Here is an 18,106-nt window from a genome sequence, read left to right as displayed (position 1 = left end):
TGCAGCATTACAACGTCCATTTAAGGCTAAACATCACATTGCGCGGGTCTCCATACACGCCTGCCCCGGTCGCGATGGGAATGCCCTGCCAGTAACGCTGGTCGAACACGTTATTGAGGTTCACGCGGCCATCCCAGTGGTCGTTGAAGCGGTACCCTGCCATAAGCCCCACTACGGCGTAGCGATCCTGCACCGAGTGGCTGCCATTGCCCAGCTTGTTGTAGGTTTCGCTTTGGGCCAGCACATCCCCGCCTACACGCCATTGGCTCAAAGCGCCGCTCAGCTGGTAGTTGGTCGCCACCTTGAACAGATGCCGCGGCTGGTTGGGGGCGAACAGTTCGCCGTCGCGGTGGCTGGCGTCTTTCACGAACTGGCTTAGCACCAGGGTGTAGGAGGCGCTCAGGTTCCAGTTAGGGGTAAGGGCGCCGGTAACTTCGGTGTCGATACCTCGGCTGCGTACTTCACCCGCCGCTTCATAGCAACTGCGGTTCTGGCTGGAACAACTGGTGGGCTGGTTTTCCAGGCGGTAGGCGCGGTTTTCCTGGGTCATGTCGAACAGTGCCACCGAGGCATTCAGGTCGCCTTCGAAATATTCTGCCTTGAGGCCCAGTTCGTAACTCTTTCCGGTAGTGGGCTCGAGTGCGCTACCGGCGGTGTCCTGTTCTGTCTGCGGCTTGAAGATTTCCGTATAGCTGGCGTACACCGAATAGGTGTCGTTCAGGTCGTAGACCACGCCGGCATAGGGCGTGACTTCCCTCGTAACCTTGTAGTCCCCCGAGCCAGAGCGGTTGTCGTAGTCGTACCAGCTCACCCGGCTGCCCAGGATCACGTGCAGCGGGTCGATGGGGTTGAAGCGCGCGGCGGCATAGACCGATTCCTCCGTGGCCGTGAAAGTGCTTCGGTAGGGCTGGCGAGTACCCAGCGAGGGCCGAGGAATTACGTGCGGGTCGAACGTGGCCAGGTTGATCGGGGTATCAGGCCAGTAGCCACCGTCCTGGTCGAACTTCTCCTGTCGGCGGCTTACCCCCAGGGTGAAGTCATGTTCGCGACCCAGCAACTGGAACGGGCCAGACAATTGGCCGTCCAGGTTGGTTTGCACATCGGTGGTGTTGTACTCGCCGGTGCCCTGGCCCAACGCGCCCGTGCTGCTACGTGTGGGGTAGCTGGAGAACATGTCCGACTCGGCCCAGATACGGGCGGCGGAGACTTTGCCGGTCCAGCCGTTGTTGAATCGATGGGTCACGTCGGTAAAGGCCGTGACCACGTCCTTGTCCCAGTAAGCCCAGTCGTTGCTCAGGAAGGTAGAGCGTGGCAGGTGCAAATCTTCGCCATTCACGCCGGACGGCAGCGCGCCCCAGTCCGAGGTGGCATCGTCGCGCTGCTTGGACGCGCCCACACTCCAGGTGGTGGCCTCATTCAAGTCCGCCTCCAGAACGCCATAGAACGTTTGGCGTTCCTTGTCGCGCTCGTCGATGAAACTGTTGCCCTTTTCGTAGGCGGTGACCACGCGACCGCGCAGGGTGCCGCTTTCGTTCAACCGGTTGGAGGCGTCCACCTCGGTGCGATAGCGGTCCCAGCTGCCGGCGCTGGTGGTCACACTCACCTGCGGGGTATCGGTCGGGCGTTTGCGTACCAGGTTGAGGGTGGCGGACGGGCTGCCGGCGCCTGTCATCAGGCCCGTTGCGCCGCGTACCACTTCCACACGGTCGTACAGTGCCAGGTCCGCCCCGGTGATGGTGTCTAACGTGAAGGTGCTGACCATGGTCGGCAAGCCGTCGTACATGAGATTGTCGATCACAAAGCCGCGTGCCAGGAACTGCTGGCGGTCCGTGCCGAACTTGCGCAGTTGCACGCCGGGGGCGTACTTAACGATGTCATTGAGGTCGTTCATGCCCTGGTCATCCATGCGCTGCCGGGTGATGACGCTGACCGATTGCGGCGTCTCGCGGATGGACAAAGGCAGCCCCGCCGCCGTACTCATGCTGTGGGTGGTATAGGCGCCACTGCCCTCGGTGGCCGCTGCGTCGGTTGTACGCTGGCCTGAGCCTTGGGCGGACACTTCGGTGGTACCCAATTCGACCGTTGCGCTGGTCGTCACCGGCGCGTCCGCCAGGGCCCAGCCTGCCGTGAGCGATGACAGCGACAGTGCGAAGGCGCGCAGGGGAACGTGGGGCATGGAGCTATCCTCAGGCACACGCAAGCGCCCGTACCCCGGCGGCACGGTGTCAGTTCAGGTAAAAGGCTGAGGCTTGCGAGGCCCGCCGTAGAGCGGGCGGCTCAGAGGCTATGAGAATGTCTGTTGAATGTAAATAATAATTTATCTTATCGGATACCAATTCGTAACTGAATTTTACACAGCCAAGAGAGTGCTTCATTGCGCCGCTTTGGACAAGGGCAGTGCCGTCGTGTGCTTGATACGCTCCATGGCAAAGCTGGAGCTGACGTCCGCAATACCGGGAATCTGTATCAACTGTTTATATACCGTGTCGTAGCCAGCAATATCCGGCACGGCTAGGCGCAACAAGTAGTCCGTAACGCCTGCCATGCGGTAGAACTCCACCACTTCCTCGATTTCACCCACCCGCCGGTGGAAGTCCGCCAGCCACTCCACGTTGTGCTGGCTGGTTCGCACAAAGGCGAACACGGTGACAGGCAGGCCGATGCGCTGCGGGTTGAGCAACGCCACCCGTGCTGTGATCACGCCCTGCTCTTCCAGCTTCTGAATCCGCCGCCAGCAGGCGGTGTTGCTTAGCCCCACACGTTCGGCCACCACGCCCAACGCCACGGTGCAGTCTTGCTGCAGCACCTCCAGGATGCCACGGTCAAATTTGTCCATTAACCAATGCCTTTTTAGAAGCCGAAGTTATAAAGAAAGCAGAAAGCAAACTATCAGTGTAAAATAATTCCTAAATAAAGCCTTTGAAGGAAATTATTTTCACAATTAAGCCAAATTGCCTATGCAGATATCAATATTTTTCACCTGCAAGTGCCATAACATTTTCACCACCTCAACTGCCTGCTCTGGATGTGCCCATGGCCGAGATATATTTTGATTACGCCGCCACTACCCCCATCGATGACCGCGTGATCACTGCCATGCTTGCGCACATGGGCCGCACGGCTCAGTTCGGCAACCCCGCCTCCAGCTCCCATGGCTTTGGCCAGGCGGCTCGTTCTACTGTGGAACAGGCCCGGGAACAGGTGGCAGCTCTGGTTGGCGCCACGGCAGAAACGATCGTATGGACCTCCGGCGCCACGGAATCCAACAACTTGGCCCTCAAGGGGGTGGCCGCCAGTGCTCCGGCCAACCGGCGGCATATCATCACCAGCCTGATCGAACACAAAGCTGTGCTGGATACGGCCCGTCAGCTGGAAACTGAAGGCTTTGAAGTTACGTGGCTGGCACCCCAAGCCGATGGCACCGTATCCCCTGCCGCGGTGTCAGCAGCCTTGCGGGAAGACACGCTGCTGGTGTCCGTGATGCTGGTGAACAATGAACTAGGCACTGTGACGGACGTGGCAGCCATTGGTGAAGCGGTACGTGCTCGCGGGGCGCTGTTGCACGTGGATGCTGCCCAAGCCACGGGCAAGGTGGCCATTGACCTGGCCCGCTGGCCGGTAGACCTGATGTCCTTTTCCGCCCACAAAACCTACGGCCCCAAAGGCATTGGTGCGCTGTATGTAAGTGAGCGCGCCTACCCGGTGCTCAAGGCGCAGATTCACGGCGGGGGCCATGAGCGTGGGCTGCGCTCCGGCACCCTGGCCCCGCACCAGATCGCTGGCATGGGCAGTGCTTTCGCCCTGGCCAGCGAGCTGCAGGCCACGGAGCTAGCGCGCATTGCCACCCTCTCGGCCCAGCTGCGCACCGCCCTGCTGGACTTGCCCGGCGTGACCCTCAATGGCCACGCCAGCCAGCGCATCCCTCACACCCTGAACCTGTGTATCGACCAACCTGGCTTCAATGCCGCACGGCTAGCCGGTACGCTGGCGTTGTCGTCCACCTCGGCCTGCAATTCGGCCAGCGCCTCGGCGTCTCATGTACTGCTGGCACTGGGGCTGGACACCACCCAGGCGCAGCGCTCCATTCGCCTTAGCCTAGGGCGGTATACCACCGAGGCAGACGTGGAGGCTGCGATAAAAGCCATTCGGGAGTGCGTACTGGCGCCCGTGGCGGCTTTTGGGTTGCCGGCCTGGTGAGGATGGCTGGCGACATCAGCGACTGTGGAGGACAAGATCAAAGCGCGCAGCGATGTGTGATGGGGCCTGTAGTGAACGGTCTGCTAGGGCTCAGCACGTCTGAATGGAAGCGCGTTGGGCTATAGCCTGCCTCCAGCACGTTCAACGTTCGCCATCCACTCACTCCGCGTCATCTCCCATAGCTCCACCTGCATAGGCCCCGAGACAAAATGCCCGTCTCGCACACCTACCCTGCGCATGCCTTCGTGCTCCGAAACGCTGCGTGAAGCGTGGTTGGCTACGGCTTTTGGAACCTGCATAACCGGGCGTGACAATACCTCGAACCAATAGGCGTTGACGGCGTTGCAGGCTTCACGCATGTAGCCCCTTCCCCACCACTTGGGCGCGAGCCAAAAGCCCCGGTTGTTGCCCTGCTGGTCATACAGGCTGATGCTTCCGATGCGGCACTCAGGTTCGCGCTTAAGGCGGATCATCCAATGCCATTCAGTACCCGCTGCCATGGCAGGTAAGGCCATATCCCGCACATACACCAGCGCCCCATCCGTGGGATAGGGCCAGGGCACGCGGTGGTCAAGGTAACGGACCACCTCCCATTGGGGGAACAGCTCCTGGATGGCAGGCACGTCTGCTAGTTGGAGGGGCGTAAGGATAAGGCGGTCTGTAACGAGTTTGGGAAGGCAATGCATCAGGGCGTCCTTAGCTGAGGCGCAGATGAGATTGCGCCCATTGTTCCGCGCTGGTCACGGTTAATCCATGCAGTGCGTTGAAGGTTATCGCCACATCCCATGCCACACCACGGCCCATAGCAAAAACTGCGCGGTATTTTCGCAAGTTATCGTCAGGCTTTTCCGCAAGGTCTGCGAGCAACTGTTGCACGCTAAGCGCTCGGCGCTCGACTTTTCGCCCAATGGCGCGCTCAACCACATCCGCCAAAGCGCCATAGGTGAGGGTGTCGCCAGCGGTGTATACCACCTGATTAACAAACCGCGGGCTGTGTAGAACGATGGCGGCGGTGAGTGCGCCAATATCTTCCGGTGTTGTTATCGTGACCCTGGTTTCAAAGCTGCCCAATGCATTGACCTGCCCGGCGGTGAGGTCAACAACGCCGAACGCGGGATCGAACAGGAAGCTGGTGAACATGCCGGTAGAAATGATCACCCATTCAGTCCTGGACTGGGCACGTAACAAGTCGCGGACATCCAGCTGCTCATCGAACAGGTCTTGAGGGCTCCCACGACCAATCACGTCATAATCAACGCCAAATTGCCACGGAATATAGCGTTTCACGCCAGCCATGAGCGCGGCTTCAGTCAGCTTAAGCTGCGTGCCACGGCCTGCGGCAAACCCTACGCAACTGATCACCGTATCGAAGCGCCCTAGTACCGCTGCAATCGCTTCGATGGAAGCCTGGAGAATATCTGCTACCTCAATGGCAACCCCAAGCTTCTCGATCGCTTGAATGTCCCGTTGTTTTTCCGCTGACGTGCTGCGCACAGTGGCCTGGCGCAACAACACCGTTACGCTCGCCAGTTGGCTTGATTGGTCGGCCAGGCCTCGTAATACAGCAAGCCCTAGTTCACCGGCCCCCAATACCAAAATTCGCTGTTTGACGTTTAAACTCGCCGCCTGCATGGTGCACTCCTGTTCAGCCTGCTTAATGTGAAGCCAGGATCTTGTCATGGACATCAATAGGCAAAAAGTAGGTACACCGGTGATACCGAGCGGTCTGGACGCTCAAGAAATCGTGCGGCTTTCACAGCATGCCTGTCGCGCATTGAGCGAAGACGAGGATGGTCTCAAGCGCGATATCCTCGGCCATTCTGGGAACCGATGGTCCCTGGGCGTGGTGCATGCGCTGGGTGTGAGCAGCCCCTTGCGCCACGCTGAATTACGCCGCCGGTTGCACGGCGTCACTCAGCGCATGCTTACTCACACACTGCGCCAGCTGGAGCGCGACGGGCTGATCTCTCGGCACGATTTTGGCGAGAAGCCCCTGCGTGTCGAATATGCGTTGACTGAACTTGGCATGGGATTATTGGTGCAGATGATTCCGCTGTGGACGTGGGTGATCGAGCAGGCGGAGGGTTTCACTGAGGCTCGCAAGCGTTTTGACGAACGTTAAAGATAGGCCGCCCTCAAAGGCGGGTTTTATACACACAGCGCCCGCAGCCATACGCTCAAACCCAACGTTTAGCGGCGCGGCTCTGCTTTCAATACGCTCACACCTGAAGCGGTGGCCGCTGAAGGTTTACCCACGCTTGTACGCTGGGGCGTGCCCACTGGCGCTGCGCGTATTCAACTAGGCTGGAAGGCACGAGATCGCCGCCCACTATGAGCCGGTTAAGCATCAGCGCCAGATCCACATCCGCTATCGACCAGCGATCAAATAAATACTCCGCGTTGTTCTTAAGTAGCGCGTGGGCAGCGTAAAACAGCTTCTCGGCTGCCAACCCCGCAGCAGAAGACAATGGGGCGGATTGCGCACCATAGAACACCCCAAGCGTGGAGCGCTCCTGCCGAATGGAAAGCAGGTCGCTGCGAAGCCAGGCTTGAACCTGCCGGGCCTTGGCAAGCAGCTGGACGTTTTTTGGGTAGATTGGCGTTTCAGGATAAACGTGTTCCAGATATTCCGTTATCGCTGAAGATTCGGAGACCACAAAGTCGCTCTCTACCAGAGTGGGAACCCGTTGAGTTTGCGAAAGCAGCGCATAGGTTTTGCCCTGATTTTCTGACGCAGCGAGGTCAACCGTAATCATCTGAAAATCGATACGCTTCTCGTGCAGGGCCACAAAAACCGACATGGCATAAGGGCTGGTGAATTGTGAATCCACGTATAAGCGTAGCGGGCTCATGGAATGAGGTTCCTCTGCAGAAAAACGCACACTATGAGATCGCGGCTAAAGAGTGAAATCGATGATTTTCATGGGGGTATTCTTGGTTGGAATGCGCCTGTCGCGCTTGCCCTGCATGGTGATTGCAGATCAGCAATAAAGTAGAAAGCCTCACACCGTTGTACCTGCTGAACCCAACCCGCAAATTTCAGTCTCATGGCTTCTGACTTCCCTCCGCTCAGTAAAGTAGTCGTGCGGCAATCCCTACTTATTTTAGGAGCTGAGCATGGCCACTACCTTCAACGTGCTGGACTACGGCGCCAAAGGCGACGGCGTTACCGACGACACCCAAGCGATTCAAAAAGCCATCGATGCCGCCGCCAAGGCCGGCGGCGGTGAAGTGTTCGTGCCCAAAGGGACTTACATCGTCAGCGGTACTGGCAGTGACGGCGGCTGCCTGACGCTCAAGAGCAACGTGACCCTTAACGGCGAGCGTCTGGGCGACACCACGCTCAAGCTCGCCGACGACTCGTCCAACGATATAGCTGGGTTGATACACACGTCTGCGAAGGCCAACACCGTCAACGCCACCATCAGTAACCTGACGCTGGACGGCAACAAAGCCCATACCCAAGGCACCGTCGATGGCATTGTTACGGGCAGTACAGCAAACGGTACCGCACACACGGTAGGGTTCACTGTTGCCGGCGTGGAACTGCAGAACTTCAGTGGCAATGGCTTACTCGCGCAAACATTGACCACCAGTTCCCAAGTGATGGACAGCATCGCCCACGACAACGACGGCGATGGGTTCGCAACCCAGTTTGAAGCACATCAGAGCGGCTATGATGACGCCATTAGTTTCACGGATAACCAGGCGTACCGTAACGGTGACGACGGCTTTGACGTAAGCGCCGCAGTTGGAGCACCGAACGCTCCCGTCTTCGCTAACAACCAGTCCCACGACAATGAAGGCAACGGCTTCATACTTACAGGGGTTGAGCAAGTCCCTGGCGTTGATCAGTATCAGCAGTTCGGCATCATCGGCGGACAGTACTACAACAATGGCGGGGCTGGGGTTGTCATTCGCGACTACTCCAACGGCACACTCCGTAACGCAGACATCCATGGTAACGGCAAGGAAGGCCTCGCCTTACTGGGTACCACCGCCGAGTCGGTGTACCGGAACTACATCCATGACAACGCCCAGAACGGCCCAGCTGCCGAGATACGGGTAGGTGAATACCTCACGGCCGATGGCAGCCTAATCGCGGCCGACAGCCAGCTGAACCTGACCAACAACACCATCACCGGATCAAACCAGTCCACCTATGGCCTGGACGAGCGCCAAACCCCGCCTAGCGACGATTACCGGCTCTTCTATGGCAACGTGATCAGCCACACACAACAAGGCCAGGTCGCCGGTAATGCGGACTACACACACACCTACGACTACGCGGCGCTACCCGCCTACACGCTGCTGGGCACCGACGGCGTTGATCGCCTGACCGGCGTGGGCGCTGACGAGGTGCTACAAGGCGGCCGCGGGCGCGATGTGCTCGACGGTGGGGCCGGCGATGATCGCCTGGAGGGCGGCCAGGGGGCCGACCGGCTGACTGGCGGCGCCGGAGACGATGTATTCGTCTACAGCCGCCGCCAGGACAGCTACGCCAGCAGCGCTGGCGACACCCACGATCGGATTCTGGATTTCGATACGGCCCACGACCAGCTGGACCTGGCGGCCCTTCGCCTCACGGGGCTTGGAGACGGCCATAACGGTACGCTGTTGATGACCTATAACAGTGGCAACGACACCACCTACCTCCAGAGCCTGGACGCGGACGCCGATGGCTACCGCTTCAAGCTAGCCTTGAGCGGCAATTACGAAGACACGCTTACAGACGCCAACTTCTTTGGTCGCCAGGCCGGCACCCCGCGTGCTGACGTGATCACCACTTACCGCGAAGGCGGCGCGTTGCTGGTAGGGCTCGGCGGCGACGACACCCTCACCGGTGGCGCTGCCAATGATCGCCTTGAAGGCGACGAAGGAGCTGACCGCCTCAGCGGTGGTGCTGGCAGCGATATCTTCGTCTACAGGAAACTGACGGACAGTTACGTCGATGACGCCAGCGGCACCGCAAAGCAAGACCTGCTGCTGGATTTCAATGAAGACCAAAGTGATCGCATCGATGTGTCGGCGCTGGGCTTCACCAGTCTTGGCGACGGCCATGGCACCACATTGACCTGGAGCTCCGATCAGCAAACCGGCCTTGTCACGATCGAGTCCCTCGACGCGGACGCCGCTGGGCATCGTTTTTCAATCACCACCCTAGGCAACCATTTTCTGACCGATCTCTACGGGCTAGACGCAGATAACGCGTTCATCTTCGCCCCATCGATACCCGACCCTCACAACACTGGAAACAACCTTAATTTCCGAAGCGCATTGGCTGACCGCCTGGTGGGGGATGAAGGTTACGATGGCTTGTATGGTGAGGAAGGCGATGATGTGTTGATCGGCAATGGCGGTGCCGATGTGCTGAGTGGGGGGTCCGGGGCTGACACCTTTGTGTACAACCGCATCTCCGATAGCTACCACGGTGCGGCTGACATCATTTCTGATCTGCTGATTTCGGCAGACCGCATCGACGTGTCAGCACTAGGGTTTACCGGTCTTGGAAATGGGACGGGGGGCACGCTTGCCGTGACGTACAACAGCTCGACACAGCGGACGGTAGTACAGTCCAAGGAGGCGGATGCTGATGGCCACCGGTTCGAAGTCTCGCTGTCCGGTGACTATACGCACACCTTGTCGGCAGACAATTTTGTATTCGCAGAGCCATCGGCCGAAGTGGCTGTCCTGGGCGTGAGCCACCACGACCTGGGATAAGCCAGCGCGTTGCAAGCAAGGTGCAGGGGGGCCAGTTTTGGGTGCGCCCCTGTACCCGGCTACTTGTGGGAAATGCCTTCGCAACACTGATTTACTGAACAAGGCCAGGCAGCTGGCTCAAGAAGCTATCCCTCACTCTTACGCCAGCCGGAACGCTATGGGCCTGGTCATCTTGCTCCAAGGTGACGCCGGGGAGACGCAAGGCCTCCCACGTATCAACCAATCGGCAATTCACCCGTCACAATAGCGGTAACCAGGAAAATCCCGAACATGGGCAGCGACCACTTGAAAAACTCGCGCTGGTACGCCCCAAAGCTCATTTCGGTACGATTCATCAGCAGGAACAGCCAGGCCACCGTGGGGCTTGCGTAGCGCAGTGCCTGGCCCATGAACGACGCTACACCAATTTCAGTAGGCGTTATGCCAAAGCTATAGGCGATGGGCGCCACCACGGGCAAGATGCCGAAATAATAGGCATCCACGGGCAATGCATAGCAGGCCAGTGCTCCAAGGAATGCAAACATCAGCGCCGTGTGGCTGCCCATGGATTCGGGAATCAGGCCAGCAATGTGTACGGCCACGGCGTTTGCCATGCCACTGCCATTGAAAATCCCGAGAAAGCAGCCCGCCGCCAGAATGATCGAGGCCACGGCCACGGCGTCGCCCCCGTTGGCGGTGATGCGTTCTCGCTGCTCCACGGCGGTGTAGTTAACAGTCAGTGCCAATGCTGTGCCGATCATGAACACCACCGCCCCGCTCGCCCACCCGGCAATCAGGATCACCAGCATGGCCACGGTCAAGGCCAGGTTGAAGAGAAACAGCCTGGGGCGCTTGAGGGCCTTGTCGTGGTCTTCTATCACCGTGACCATCTGGGCGATTTGCTCCGGGGTCACAATGGCCTTCTCCCCCGCCACGAAACCCAGGCGTTTGCGCTCGCCGATCCCCATCAGGTAAGCCATGACGAACACGTAAATGAACGAAATGCCCAGGATCGGCAGGATCGCCACGAACAGGGTGTTCACCTCCACGTTCAGCACGGCCGCCGCCCGCGCCAAGGGCCCGCCCCAGGGCAGGCAGTTGCCCAGCCCGCACGGCAGGATGATCAACATCGCCAGGTTAGACAGCTTCATGCCCATCTGCTTGTACAGCGGCAGGAACGCGGTGGTAATGATCAGGATGGTAGTGGTGCCGTCGCCATCCAGTGTCACCACCGCCGAGGTAAACGCGGTGACCAGAATGATCTTGAGCGGGTCACCGTTGGCCTTGCGGATCAGGTAGGTGCACAGCGGATCGAACAAGCCCACGTTCATCATCAGGCTGAAATACAGCACCGCAAAGAGGATCATCACCGTGGGGTTGACGGTGCCCAAGGCGATCTTCCCATCGCTGCCTTGTGAATAGAACAGGCCTTCCTTGATCCAGCCGATGATTGTGCTGAGCGGCGCCCCGGTGAGCAGGCATACCAGTACGCCCACGGCCAGCGAAACAACGATCAACCCGGTGAACGGCGAGAGTTTCTGCTTGATCACCAGCAGCAGAAACGCTGCGATTAACACGTAGCCCAGAAGGGTCAGCATCTGAACATCTCCACCTATTATTTTTATATAGAGTGCAGCAGGTGTTGCCAGGGCTCGGCGTGTACACCGAGCCCGTGAGCGCGTTACTGGCCTTGTAGCAAATGCGTGACCCAATCAGGTGCCAGCGCTGGCAACGGTTCGCCGCTGTTGCGACAGCGAACGTACTCGTCGATCACGTCGCGGCGCTGGGCCTCGTAGGCGCTTTTTTTCTCTGAGGCCTCAAGTACTTCCAGCAGGCGCGCGCGCGGCACCACGGTAACGCCGTCATAGTCACCGAACACCAAGTCGCCTGCAGCCACTTCTACGCCGGCGCAGTTGACCGTGGTGTTGATTTTGCCAGGGCCTTGCTTGCCTGGGCTGCGCTGCATAAAGCCTTTGGCGTAGACGGGTATGTCTAGCTCAGCGAGGGGCACTTTGTCCCTGACACAGCCGTCAATGACCAGGCCCGCAAGGCCCACCGCTTGGGCGGCGCCGGCCATCAGGTCACCAATGTACGCGCGGCCAGGGTAGCCCTTTCCAGCCACCACCAGCACGTAGCCGGGCTGGCCCTGGTACACCGCCACATGAATGGGAAAGTTGTCGCCGTCTTCCGTGTCCACGGTATAGGCCGTGCCCAACATCACCTTGCGTTCGTCCAGCGGCATCAGGTCGGCGTCCATTGCGCCATTGCGGGCGATGCCCAATTTCGCCATGCCGTCGCACAGCTGCGCTGGGCTGAGTTTGCGAAAGCGTGCCAGCACGGCATCGGGAATGAGTTCAGGCAGTGGCAGGTAGTGTTCAGTGTTCATTGGCAGTGCCCTCGGAATGTTTGACCAGGTGCTGGATGGCGGTGCGATAGTCCATCTCGCTGGCGTTCGGGCCAAGGACCGTGCCCCAATCCCTGGCTGCCTGTTTCTCCAGTTGCGCCTGACAAGCCCTGGACATGGCAGCGTCCACGCCCGCGCTTTCGAGGGTAGCAACCACATCGTCCATTTCATCACTGCGCCGCTTGGCGTGAATCAGCGTGCGCGCGGTAAAGGTGTTGGCCAGCTGCTCGACGGTCTTACCGTTGAGCGACTCCCCAAGAGACTCGACCAAGGTGTCCAGCACGTGAAAGGTCTCAGCCGCTTGAAACGCCTCCAGCAGCAATTGCGGCAGGCCTTTCATCACAATACTTTTAAGCATCTTGATGGCCGAGGCAGCGCCTGCTTCGCCTGGCAGAACACGCAGGCGCATACCATAAGGGGTAAAGGCATCGTTGAAAGCCTGCGCCCCATCGCCCGCCAGCAGCATGGGCACGCGGTGGTTGTTGCCCGGCACCGTGCCCATGACCGCCGCGTCACAGAAGCTGACGCCCGCACCCCTGGGCAGCGCGTTGATAGCGTGCTTGACAGTGGGCGCAGCCGAGTTCATGTCCACGTAGGTTTGCCCGGCCTTGAGCAGCGGCATAACCCGCTGAGCCAGGCCCAGTGCGCTGCTGGCACTGGTCAGGCAGACCACGAAACGGGCGCTTTGGCAGGCCGCTTCCAGGGAAGCGAATACCGTGACCTGGGTCTGTGTGGCACGTTCGTGAATAAGGGCGCCGCGCTGGGGGTCGTCAACATTGACATCAAAGGTGCCGATGCTTAGCGCGCTCTGGGTACGCAACCCCAGCGAAAGGTGGAAGGCGGCCTCACCAAACCCGATAAATACGAGGTCCATGGATGGTTTTCCTTGTTTGTGTTTTTGTAGCCAAGGAAATGGCAAGGTCTGTGCCAGACAGGAGGAGCCTATAAAAACGCTTTACAGTCATAGGCTTGCAGAGGCGCTCAGCCAACCACCATAGACTGTGAATTGTCATTACCTTTCAACTCATTGCAAAAGCTTTCAATTCTGCCTAGCGTGAAGGTCACCTCCCGTGTGACCTCAAGGCCTTCCCATGCTAGGTAAGCTCGCGATCATTTCCCCTTCCACCACCCTGACCACCGTGATGAACCAGGCGCTATCGGTGCGTGGCTTGAGCGTGTCTGTCGTTGAGGCGACCCAGCATGAGGCGGTGCTGCTGGCCCAGCGGCTTATCGAGGAAGGCGCCAGCGTGCTTATCAGCCGCGGCAAAACAGCCAGTGTGCTGCGCGAACAGCTGCAGGTGCCCATCGTTGAAGTACGTCACACGTTCTTTGACTGCGTGAACGCTTACCACAAGGCCCAGGCGTTCTCGGACAAGATCGCCTTCCTCGCGACGTCTGATGGCTACGCCACGATCCTGGAGAAGGCGCGGGCCTTTATGCCGACGGTGGCCATCTACCCCATCGACCCCTTGGGCAGTGCGCAAGCCACAGAGGCCCAACTTGACCGGCTACGCGCCGATGGCATCGAAGTGGCCATCGGGGGGCTGTCCCTTGAGCACGCGGTCAAACGCCGAGGCCTGCAGTACGTGATGTCCGAGGCGGACGCCGATGCCGCATTCGATGCCATCGATGAAGCGTTGCACCTGCTGCGCATTGAAGAAGAACGGTTGCACAAACGCCTTGAACTCCAGCGCCGCTACGAGATGATCCAGTCGATCCTTAACTGCGTGTCCGAGGGGATCTTCAGCATCGACAGCGCGGGCATCATCACCAACATGAACAGCGTTGCCACGCAGTACCTGGGCGGGCTGGCCTGTGGCGATACCCTGGCCGGCCGGCTGCCGCAGGATTACTTCGAGCGCGTGCTGGAAAAAGCCTGCACGGTGCGCGGGGCCTTGACCAAAGTGGGCCGCTTGTCACTGACCCTGAGCATCGCGCCCATTACCTTGGGCGATGACGTGATCGGCGCGGTCGCTACCTTGCAGAAACAGACCGAAATCCAGGCGATGGAGCAGAAAATGCGCCGCCAGCAGGCCCGCCAGCATGTGGCCGAAAACACCTTCGACGCAATCATTGGCAACAGCCCGGCGCTGATCAAGGTCAAGCAGTTGGCACAGACCTTCGCAACGGTCGATAGCACCGTGATGATCGAAGGCGAGACCGGCACCGGCAAAGAGTTGTTCGCACAGAGCATCCACAATGCTTCTCGGCGTAGGCTCGGCCCGTTCGTAGCAATCAACTGCGCGGCCTTCGCGCCTGGGGTGCTGGAGAGCGAGCTGTTCGGTTACGTGAAAGGCGCCTTCACCGGGGCGCTGAGTGAGGGTAAGGCCGGGGTGTTTGAAATGGCCCATACGGGCACGATCTTTCTCGACGAGATCAGCGAAACCTCCGCCGACATTCAGCTCAAATTGCTGCGTACGCTGCAGGAACGCAAGGTGGTACGCATAGGCGATGACAAGGTCACGCCGGTAGACATCCGCATCATCACCGCGAGCAACAAGCGGCTCACGCACTTGGTAGCGCAAGGGTTGTTCCGTGAGGATTTCTTCTACCGTATCTGCGTGCTGAAACTGCAACTGCCTGCCCTGCGTGAGCGCCTCCACGACATCCCCGTACTCACAGCGCACCTGTTCAAGCAGTTCGGTCTACCACCCACCATGCTCAGCGACACCTTGCTGGCCCGGCTAGCCGCCAGCCAGTGGCCGGGGAATATTCGCCAACTGAGCAACATCGTCGAGCGCCTGGCTGTGATAAGCCAGGGCCGAGACTTGGCAGGCGCCTGGCTGGAAGAGGCGCTGGAGGACCTGCCTGGCCCAGGTGCCTCATCCCCGCCTGAGAGCAACGCCGCGAGCGAGCGGGAGGTGCTGTTCAGGACCTTGGCGAGCGTACGTGGCAACCGCGAAGAAGCTGCCAGGCTACTGAAGATCAGCACCACCACCTTGTGGCGGCGGATGAAAAAATACCAGGCCCAGGACCCTGAGGCGTTCACGGGGGCTAAATACTCGGCTTGACGATTTCCCTGTGATGCGTGCATCCAGGGTCAGCCAACCGTTTCCGATAAACATTGATCTTCCTTGCGGTAACGCTTACAACCTCCCCTCGACCTTTCTCTTCCAAGGGGCAGTGGATGTTGAACCTACGTACCGGCGGCTTGAGCTTTCGCACTTTGGTGGAAGCCGACTGGCCCTTGTTCCTGCGGCTTCATCGCGAGCCCAAGACCATGGAGTACGTGTTCGGTAACATCGACGAAACACGCATACGCCAGGGGTTCGACCATCGCCTGCCCGCCTGGTCGCCGGCGTCGGACCACTGGTTGTGCCTGGTGGTTACCGATACGGCCACAGGCCAGGACATCGGGGTGACCGGCTTTTGCATCCTGCGCCCCGGCCATGCCGAGGTGGGCACCCTGCTACTGCCCGAACATCAAGGCAAAGGTTATGGCACGGTCTGCCGCCGGGCGATCATGGACTACGCCGCCTCCATCGGGCTTGAGACCCTGGAGTCCACGGTCACCGATGGCAATGTGGCGTCCTGCCGGGTGCTGGAAAAGTGCGGTTTCGTGTTCCACCACCGCGAGCCCCATGCCTACCGGATCGGTGACCAGTGGTTTGACGACTTGATCTATCACTACCACCTGGGCACGCACCGCGCCTGACTCCCCACCGGCCGCCCGGCGCGAGGTTCGATGACTCAGCTTTCCCCTTCCGGCACCTGGAGTACCGTGCGTGCCCTGCCCCGTTCCACCCTGCGGCTGCTCGTGGCCATGGCCATAGCGCGTACCGCGTCGTTCATGATCTGGCCCTTTATCGCCGTGTCCATGCATACGCGTTTCGGCACCCCGGTCACCGACATCGGCGCCCAAGTCGCACTGGGTGCCGTACTCTCTATCGCACTGGCGCCGCTCAGCGGCGTGCTGGGTGACCGCTTCAACGTACGCCACTTGATGCTGGCCGGGTGTGCACTGTGCATGGGCGGCTATGGGCTGATGGGCTTGCAGCCCAGCCAAGCCAGTTATTTTATGGCGATCATCATTTTTGCCCTGGCGCAAAGCGTGCTCGAACCGCTGTTAAGAGTGCTGTTAAGCGACACCCTCAGCACCGATGCTCAGCGCACCTTCGTGTTCCATATCCGCTACTACCTGATCAACTGTGCAGCCGCCATTGGGCCACTGGCGGGGCTGTGGTTTGCCAACCACGCCAATGACGGTGTCTTTGCCATTGCCGTATGTGCCAACGCGGTGTTGGCCTGGGCGATCTTCAGTGCAACGCGGCGGCGTCACGGCCAGCCTGCCAAAGCCGCCTCTGCCCCCTTGGCGCAAGTGCTGAGGGCCGTTTTAAGTAGCCGCTTGTTGTTGGCCATCATTGCCCTGAATTTCTTCCTGGTGCTGCTGTACGCGCAGTTGGACGAGCCACTCACCTTTCACCTGCTGCAACTCAAAGCCCCTGACATCAACCACCTGATCGCCCTGATGAGCATGACCAATGCGGGGGTGGTACTGGTGGTTCACCTGTGGCTGATGCCGCGTTTGATTGCCCTGGCGGACAAAACGGCCTACGTGATCGCCCTGGCCTGCATGATGGTCGCCCACGGGTTGATCGCTGCGAACATAGAGGCCTGGTGGGTGGGCCTGATGCTCGCGGTGGTGTTTGCCACCTTGGCGGAGATCGTGGTGATGCCCTTGTTCGGCACCTTGATCGACCGCTTGGCGCCCGCCGGCATGCGCGGGAGCTTTATCGGGATTTCGATGCTGGCCGGCCTGGGGGCAGCCCTCTCACCTTGGCTGGGGGCCCTGGCCATCACCCACGTGGGCGGCATGGCCTGGTTCTCGCTGCTGGCGTTGGCCTGCGTACCCATTGGGGTGCTGGGCTACCGGGTGCTTAGCGGCAGCGCAGCCACTCCGGAAACGGTCCCGGCCCCTTGACGCAACAGGCGCTCAGGCCATAGGGCGGGTGCCGAGCACCGTCACCCGCTCCCCATAACGCGAATGCGGGAAATAGTCCCAGACCGCATGGTGCTGGGTACAGCGGTTGTCCCACATCACTAAGGTGTTGGGCGCCCACCGCACACGGCAATGCAGCACCGGTTCATGGGCGACCGCGTCAAACAGCAGCTTGAGCAGGGCCTGGCTTTCGACGGGTGCCAACTGAACGATGCGGGACGTAAAGCCCGAATTCACGAACAGCAGCGGGCGGCCGGTTTCCGGGTGTTTTACGACCACCGGGTGCTCGGTCTTGGGCAAACCCGCCGGGGGTGTAAAGCCCTTCCATGGCAGCTCACCATCGTGAATCGCCGTCAGCCCCTGTAGAAACCCCTGCAGCGCGGGTGACAGCATGTCCAGTGCCAGGTGCATGTTGGCGAACAAGGTGTCGCCACCGCACCCGATGGCCGGGGTTTCTTTCACGTACAGCAAGGACCCCATAGAGGGCTCCAGGTCGGCCGTGCCATCGGTGTGCCAGGCCTCCCCAGCCACGTGGCGTGACTGGGCATTGGCGCGGATCACCACCAGCTCCGGGTCGTCCCCGTCAATGTCCTCCAGCGGTAGCGCCCGCAGGGTGCCGAACCGTCGGCTAAAGGCCTTGTGCTGCTCTACTGTGAGGTGCTGGTCCCGGAACACCAGCACGTGGTTTTCCAGCAACGCCCGGTGAACCTCGGCAAACTGCGCCTCGCTCAGGGGCTGGGACAGGTCAATACCGGTGACCTCTGCGCCAATGACCGGGGTCAGCCGCTCAATGCCTAGGCTGTGGTAGGGCGCACGCGGCGCTCCGGCGATACGTTCGATGGCTGCAAGGGCTGATGGGTCCATGG

15 protein-coding genes are annotated in these 18,106 nt (G+C 60.1%); 6 read left to right on the top strand and 9 right to left on the bottom strand.

From position 1 onward, the window contains the following. Positions 1 to 7 precede the first annotated feature (7 nt). On the bottom strand, positions 8 to 2,176 hold the full coding sequence (locus ACSAMW_RS01320) for a TonB-dependent siderophore receptor (protein WP_500592306.1): 2,169 nt from the start codon (positions 2,174 to 2,176) through the stop codon (positions 8 to 10). A gap of 195 nt (positions 2,177 to 2,371) precedes the next feature. Then, on the bottom strand, positions 2,372 to 2,836 hold the full coding sequence (locus ACSAMW_RS01315) for an Lrp/AsnC family transcriptional regulator (protein WP_500592305.1): 465 nt from the start codon (positions 2,834 to 2,836) through the stop codon (positions 2,372 to 2,374). 191 nt (positions 2,837 to 3,027) lie between these two features. On the opposite strand from ACSAMW_RS01315, the gene ACSAMW_RS01310 reads away from it, so the two are divergent. Continuing rightward, complete coding sequence (locus ACSAMW_RS01310; protein ID WP_500592304.1) at positions 3,028 to 4,197, top strand: cysteine desulfurase family protein; 1,170 nt, start codon at positions 3,028 to 3,030, stop codon at positions 4,195 to 4,197. 119 nt (positions 4,198 to 4,316) lie between these two features. On the opposite strand, the gene ACSAMW_RS01305 is transcribed toward ACSAMW_RS01310, so the two are convergent. Continuing rightward, a complete protein-coding gene (locus tag ACSAMW_RS01305; RefSeq protein ID WP_500592303.1) occupies positions 4,317 to 4,883 on the bottom strand; it encodes a GNAT family N-acetyltransferase in 567 nt (188 codons plus the stop codon). A 10-nt stretch (positions 4,884 to 4,893) separates the two neighbouring features. Continuing rightward, on the bottom strand, positions 4,894 to 5,829 hold the full coding sequence (locus tag ACSAMW_RS01300) for an aromatic alcohol reductase (protein ID WP_500592302.1): 936 nt from the start codon (positions 5,827 to 5,829) through the stop codon (positions 4,894 to 4,896). Positions 5,830 to 5,875: 46 nt separating this feature from the next. Here ACSAMW_RS01300 and ACSAMW_RS01295 point away from each other — a divergent pair, with 46 nt between their 5' ends. Next, the gene (locus ACSAMW_RS01295; RefSeq protein WP_500592301.1) at positions 5,876 to 6,319 is read left to right on the top strand and encodes a winged helix-turn-helix transcriptional regulator; all 444 of its coding nucleotides are present in this window, start codon (positions 5,876 to 5,878) and stop codon (positions 6,317 to 6,319) included. A 97-nt stretch (positions 6,320 to 6,416) separates the two neighbouring features. Here ACSAMW_RS01295 and yfcF read toward each other — a convergent pair whose 3' ends face one another. After that, the gene (gene yfcF / locus ACSAMW_RS01290) at positions 6,417 to 7,049 is read right to left on the bottom strand and encodes a glutathione transferase (protein ID WP_500592300.1); all 633 of its coding nucleotides are present in this window, start codon (positions 7,047 to 7,049) and stop codon (positions 6,417 to 6,419) included. Between the two features lie 265 nt (positions 7,050 to 7,314). Here yfcF and ACSAMW_RS01285 point away from each other — a divergent pair, with 265 nt between their 5' ends. Then, positions 7,315 to 9,918, top strand: a complete 2,604-nt coding sequence (locus ACSAMW_RS01285) for a M10 family metallopeptidase C-terminal domain-containing protein (protein WP_500592299.1) — start codon at positions 7,315 to 7,317, stop codon at positions 9,916 to 9,918. A 215-nt stretch (positions 9,919 to 10,133) separates the two neighbouring features. Here the strand turns inward: ACSAMW_RS01285 and ACSAMW_RS01280 are convergent, their stop codons facing one another. The 3 genes from ACSAMW_RS01280 to ACSAMW_RS01270 all read right to left on the bottom strand — a co-directional run bounded on the left by ACSAMW_RS01280 (position 10,134) and on the right by ACSAMW_RS01270 (position 13,175). After that, positions 10,134 to 11,495 (bottom strand): CitMHS family transporter, encoded by a 1,362-nt coding sequence (locus ACSAMW_RS01280; protein WP_500592298.1) that lies wholly within the window; start codon positions 11,493 to 11,495, stop codon positions 10,134 to 10,136. Between the two features lie 83 nt (positions 11,496 to 11,578). Next, positions 11,579 to 12,283, bottom strand: a complete 705-nt coding sequence (locus tag ACSAMW_RS01275) for an RraA family protein (protein WP_500592297.1) — start codon at positions 12,281 to 12,283, stop codon at positions 11,579 to 11,581. After that, positions 12,273 to 13,175 carry a DUF1932 domain-containing protein gene (locus ACSAMW_RS01270; RefSeq protein WP_500592296.1) on the bottom strand — a complete coding sequence of 301 codons (903 nt, stop codon included), beginning with the start codon at positions 13,173 to 13,175 and terminating at the stop codon, positions 12,273 to 12,275. The genes ACSAMW_RS01275 and ACSAMW_RS01270 overlap by 11 nt, the downstream gene beginning before the upstream one ends. Positions 13,176 to 13,392: 217 nt before the next feature. Between ACSAMW_RS01270 and ACSAMW_RS01265 the strand changes: the two genes are divergently transcribed. From ACSAMW_RS01265 to ACSAMW_RS01255, 3 genes are all read left to right on the top strand, one after another. After that, positions 13,393 to 15,312: a sigma 54-interacting transcriptional regulator gene (locus tag ACSAMW_RS01265; protein ID WP_500592295.1), complete on the top strand. Its 1,920-nt coding sequence runs from the start codon at positions 13,393 to 13,395 to the stop codon at positions 15,310 to 15,312. 116 nt (positions 15,313 to 15,428) lie between these two features. Further along, positions 15,429 to 15,956 carry a GNAT family N-acetyltransferase gene (locus ACSAMW_RS01260; RefSeq protein WP_500592294.1) on the top strand — a complete coding sequence of 176 codons (528 nt, stop codon included), beginning with the start codon at positions 15,429 to 15,431 and terminating at the stop codon, positions 15,954 to 15,956. Between the two features lie 30 nt (positions 15,957 to 15,986). Further along, a complete protein-coding gene (locus tag ACSAMW_RS01255) occupies positions 15,987 to 17,222 on the top strand; it encodes an MFS transporter (protein ID WP_500592293.1) in 1,236 nt (411 codons plus the stop codon). Positions 17,223 to 17,234: 12 nt separating this feature from the next. Here the strand turns inward: ACSAMW_RS01255 and ACSAMW_RS01250 are convergent, their stop codons facing one another. After that, complete coding sequence (locus ACSAMW_RS01250) at positions 17,235 to 18,104, bottom strand: TauD/TfdA dioxygenase family protein (RefSeq protein WP_500592292.1); 870 nt, start codon at positions 18,102 to 18,104, stop codon at positions 17,235 to 17,237. Between the last annotated feature and the right edge of the window lie 2 nt (positions 18,105 to 18,106).

It is taken from the genome of Pseudomonas sp. AB39(2026) (assembly GCF_059831485.1).
This window is presented reverse-complemented; position numbering and strand designations above follow the sequence as displayed.

Coding starts and splice junctions, on each gene's coding strand:
- ACSAMW_RS01320 (WP_500592306.1), bottom strand. CDS start 2,176: ATGCCCCACGTTCCCCTGCGCGCCTTCGCACTGTCGCTGTCATCGCTC.
- ACSAMW_RS01315 (WP_500592305.1), bottom strand. CDS start 2,836: ATGGACAAATTTGACCGTGGCATCCTGGAGGTGCTGCAGCAAGACTGC.
- ACSAMW_RS01305 (WP_500592303.1), bottom strand. CDS start 4,883: ATGCATTGCCTTCCCAAACTCGTTACAGACCGCCTTATCCTTACGCCC.
- ACSAMW_RS01300 (WP_500592302.1), bottom strand. CDS start 5,829: ATGCAGGCGGCGAGTTTAAACGTCAAACAGCGAATTTTGGTATTGGGG.
- ACSAMW_RS01295 (WP_500592301.1), top strand. CDS start 5,876: ATGGACATCAATAGGCAAAAAGTAGGTACACCGGTGATACCGAGCGGT.
- yfcF (WP_500592300.1), bottom strand. CDS start 7,049: ATGAGCCCGCTACGCTTATACGTGGATTCACAATTCACCAGCCCTTAT.
- ACSAMW_RS01285 (WP_500592299.1), top strand. CDS start 7,315: ATGGCCACTACCTTCAACGTGCTGGACTACGGCGCCAAAGGCGACGGC.
- ACSAMW_RS01280 (WP_500592298.1), bottom strand. CDS start 11,495: ATGCTGACCCTTCTGGGCTACGTGTTAATCGCAGCGTTTCTGCTGCTG.
- ACSAMW_RS01275 (WP_500592297.1), bottom strand. CDS start 12,283: ATGAACACTGAACACTACCTGCCACTGCCTGAACTCATTCCCGATGCC.
- ACSAMW_RS01270 (WP_500592296.1), bottom strand. CDS start 13,175: ATGGACCTCGTATTTATCGGGTTTGGTGAGGCCGCCTTCCACCTTTCG.
- ACSAMW_RS01265 (WP_500592295.1), top strand. CDS start 13,393: ATGCTAGGTAAGCTCGCGATCATTTCCCCTTCCACCACCCTGACCACC.
- ACSAMW_RS01260 (WP_500592294.1), top strand. CDS start 15,429: ATGTTGAACCTACGTACCGGCGGCTTGAGCTTTCGCACTTTGGTGGAA.
- ACSAMW_RS01255 (WP_500592293.1), top strand. CDS start 15,987: ATGACTCAGCTTTCCCCTTCCGGCACCTGGAGTACCGTGCGTGCCCTG.
- ACSAMW_RS01250 (WP_500592292.1), bottom strand. CDS start 18,104: ATGGACCCATCAGCCCTTGCAGCCATCGAACGTATCGCCGGAGCGCCG.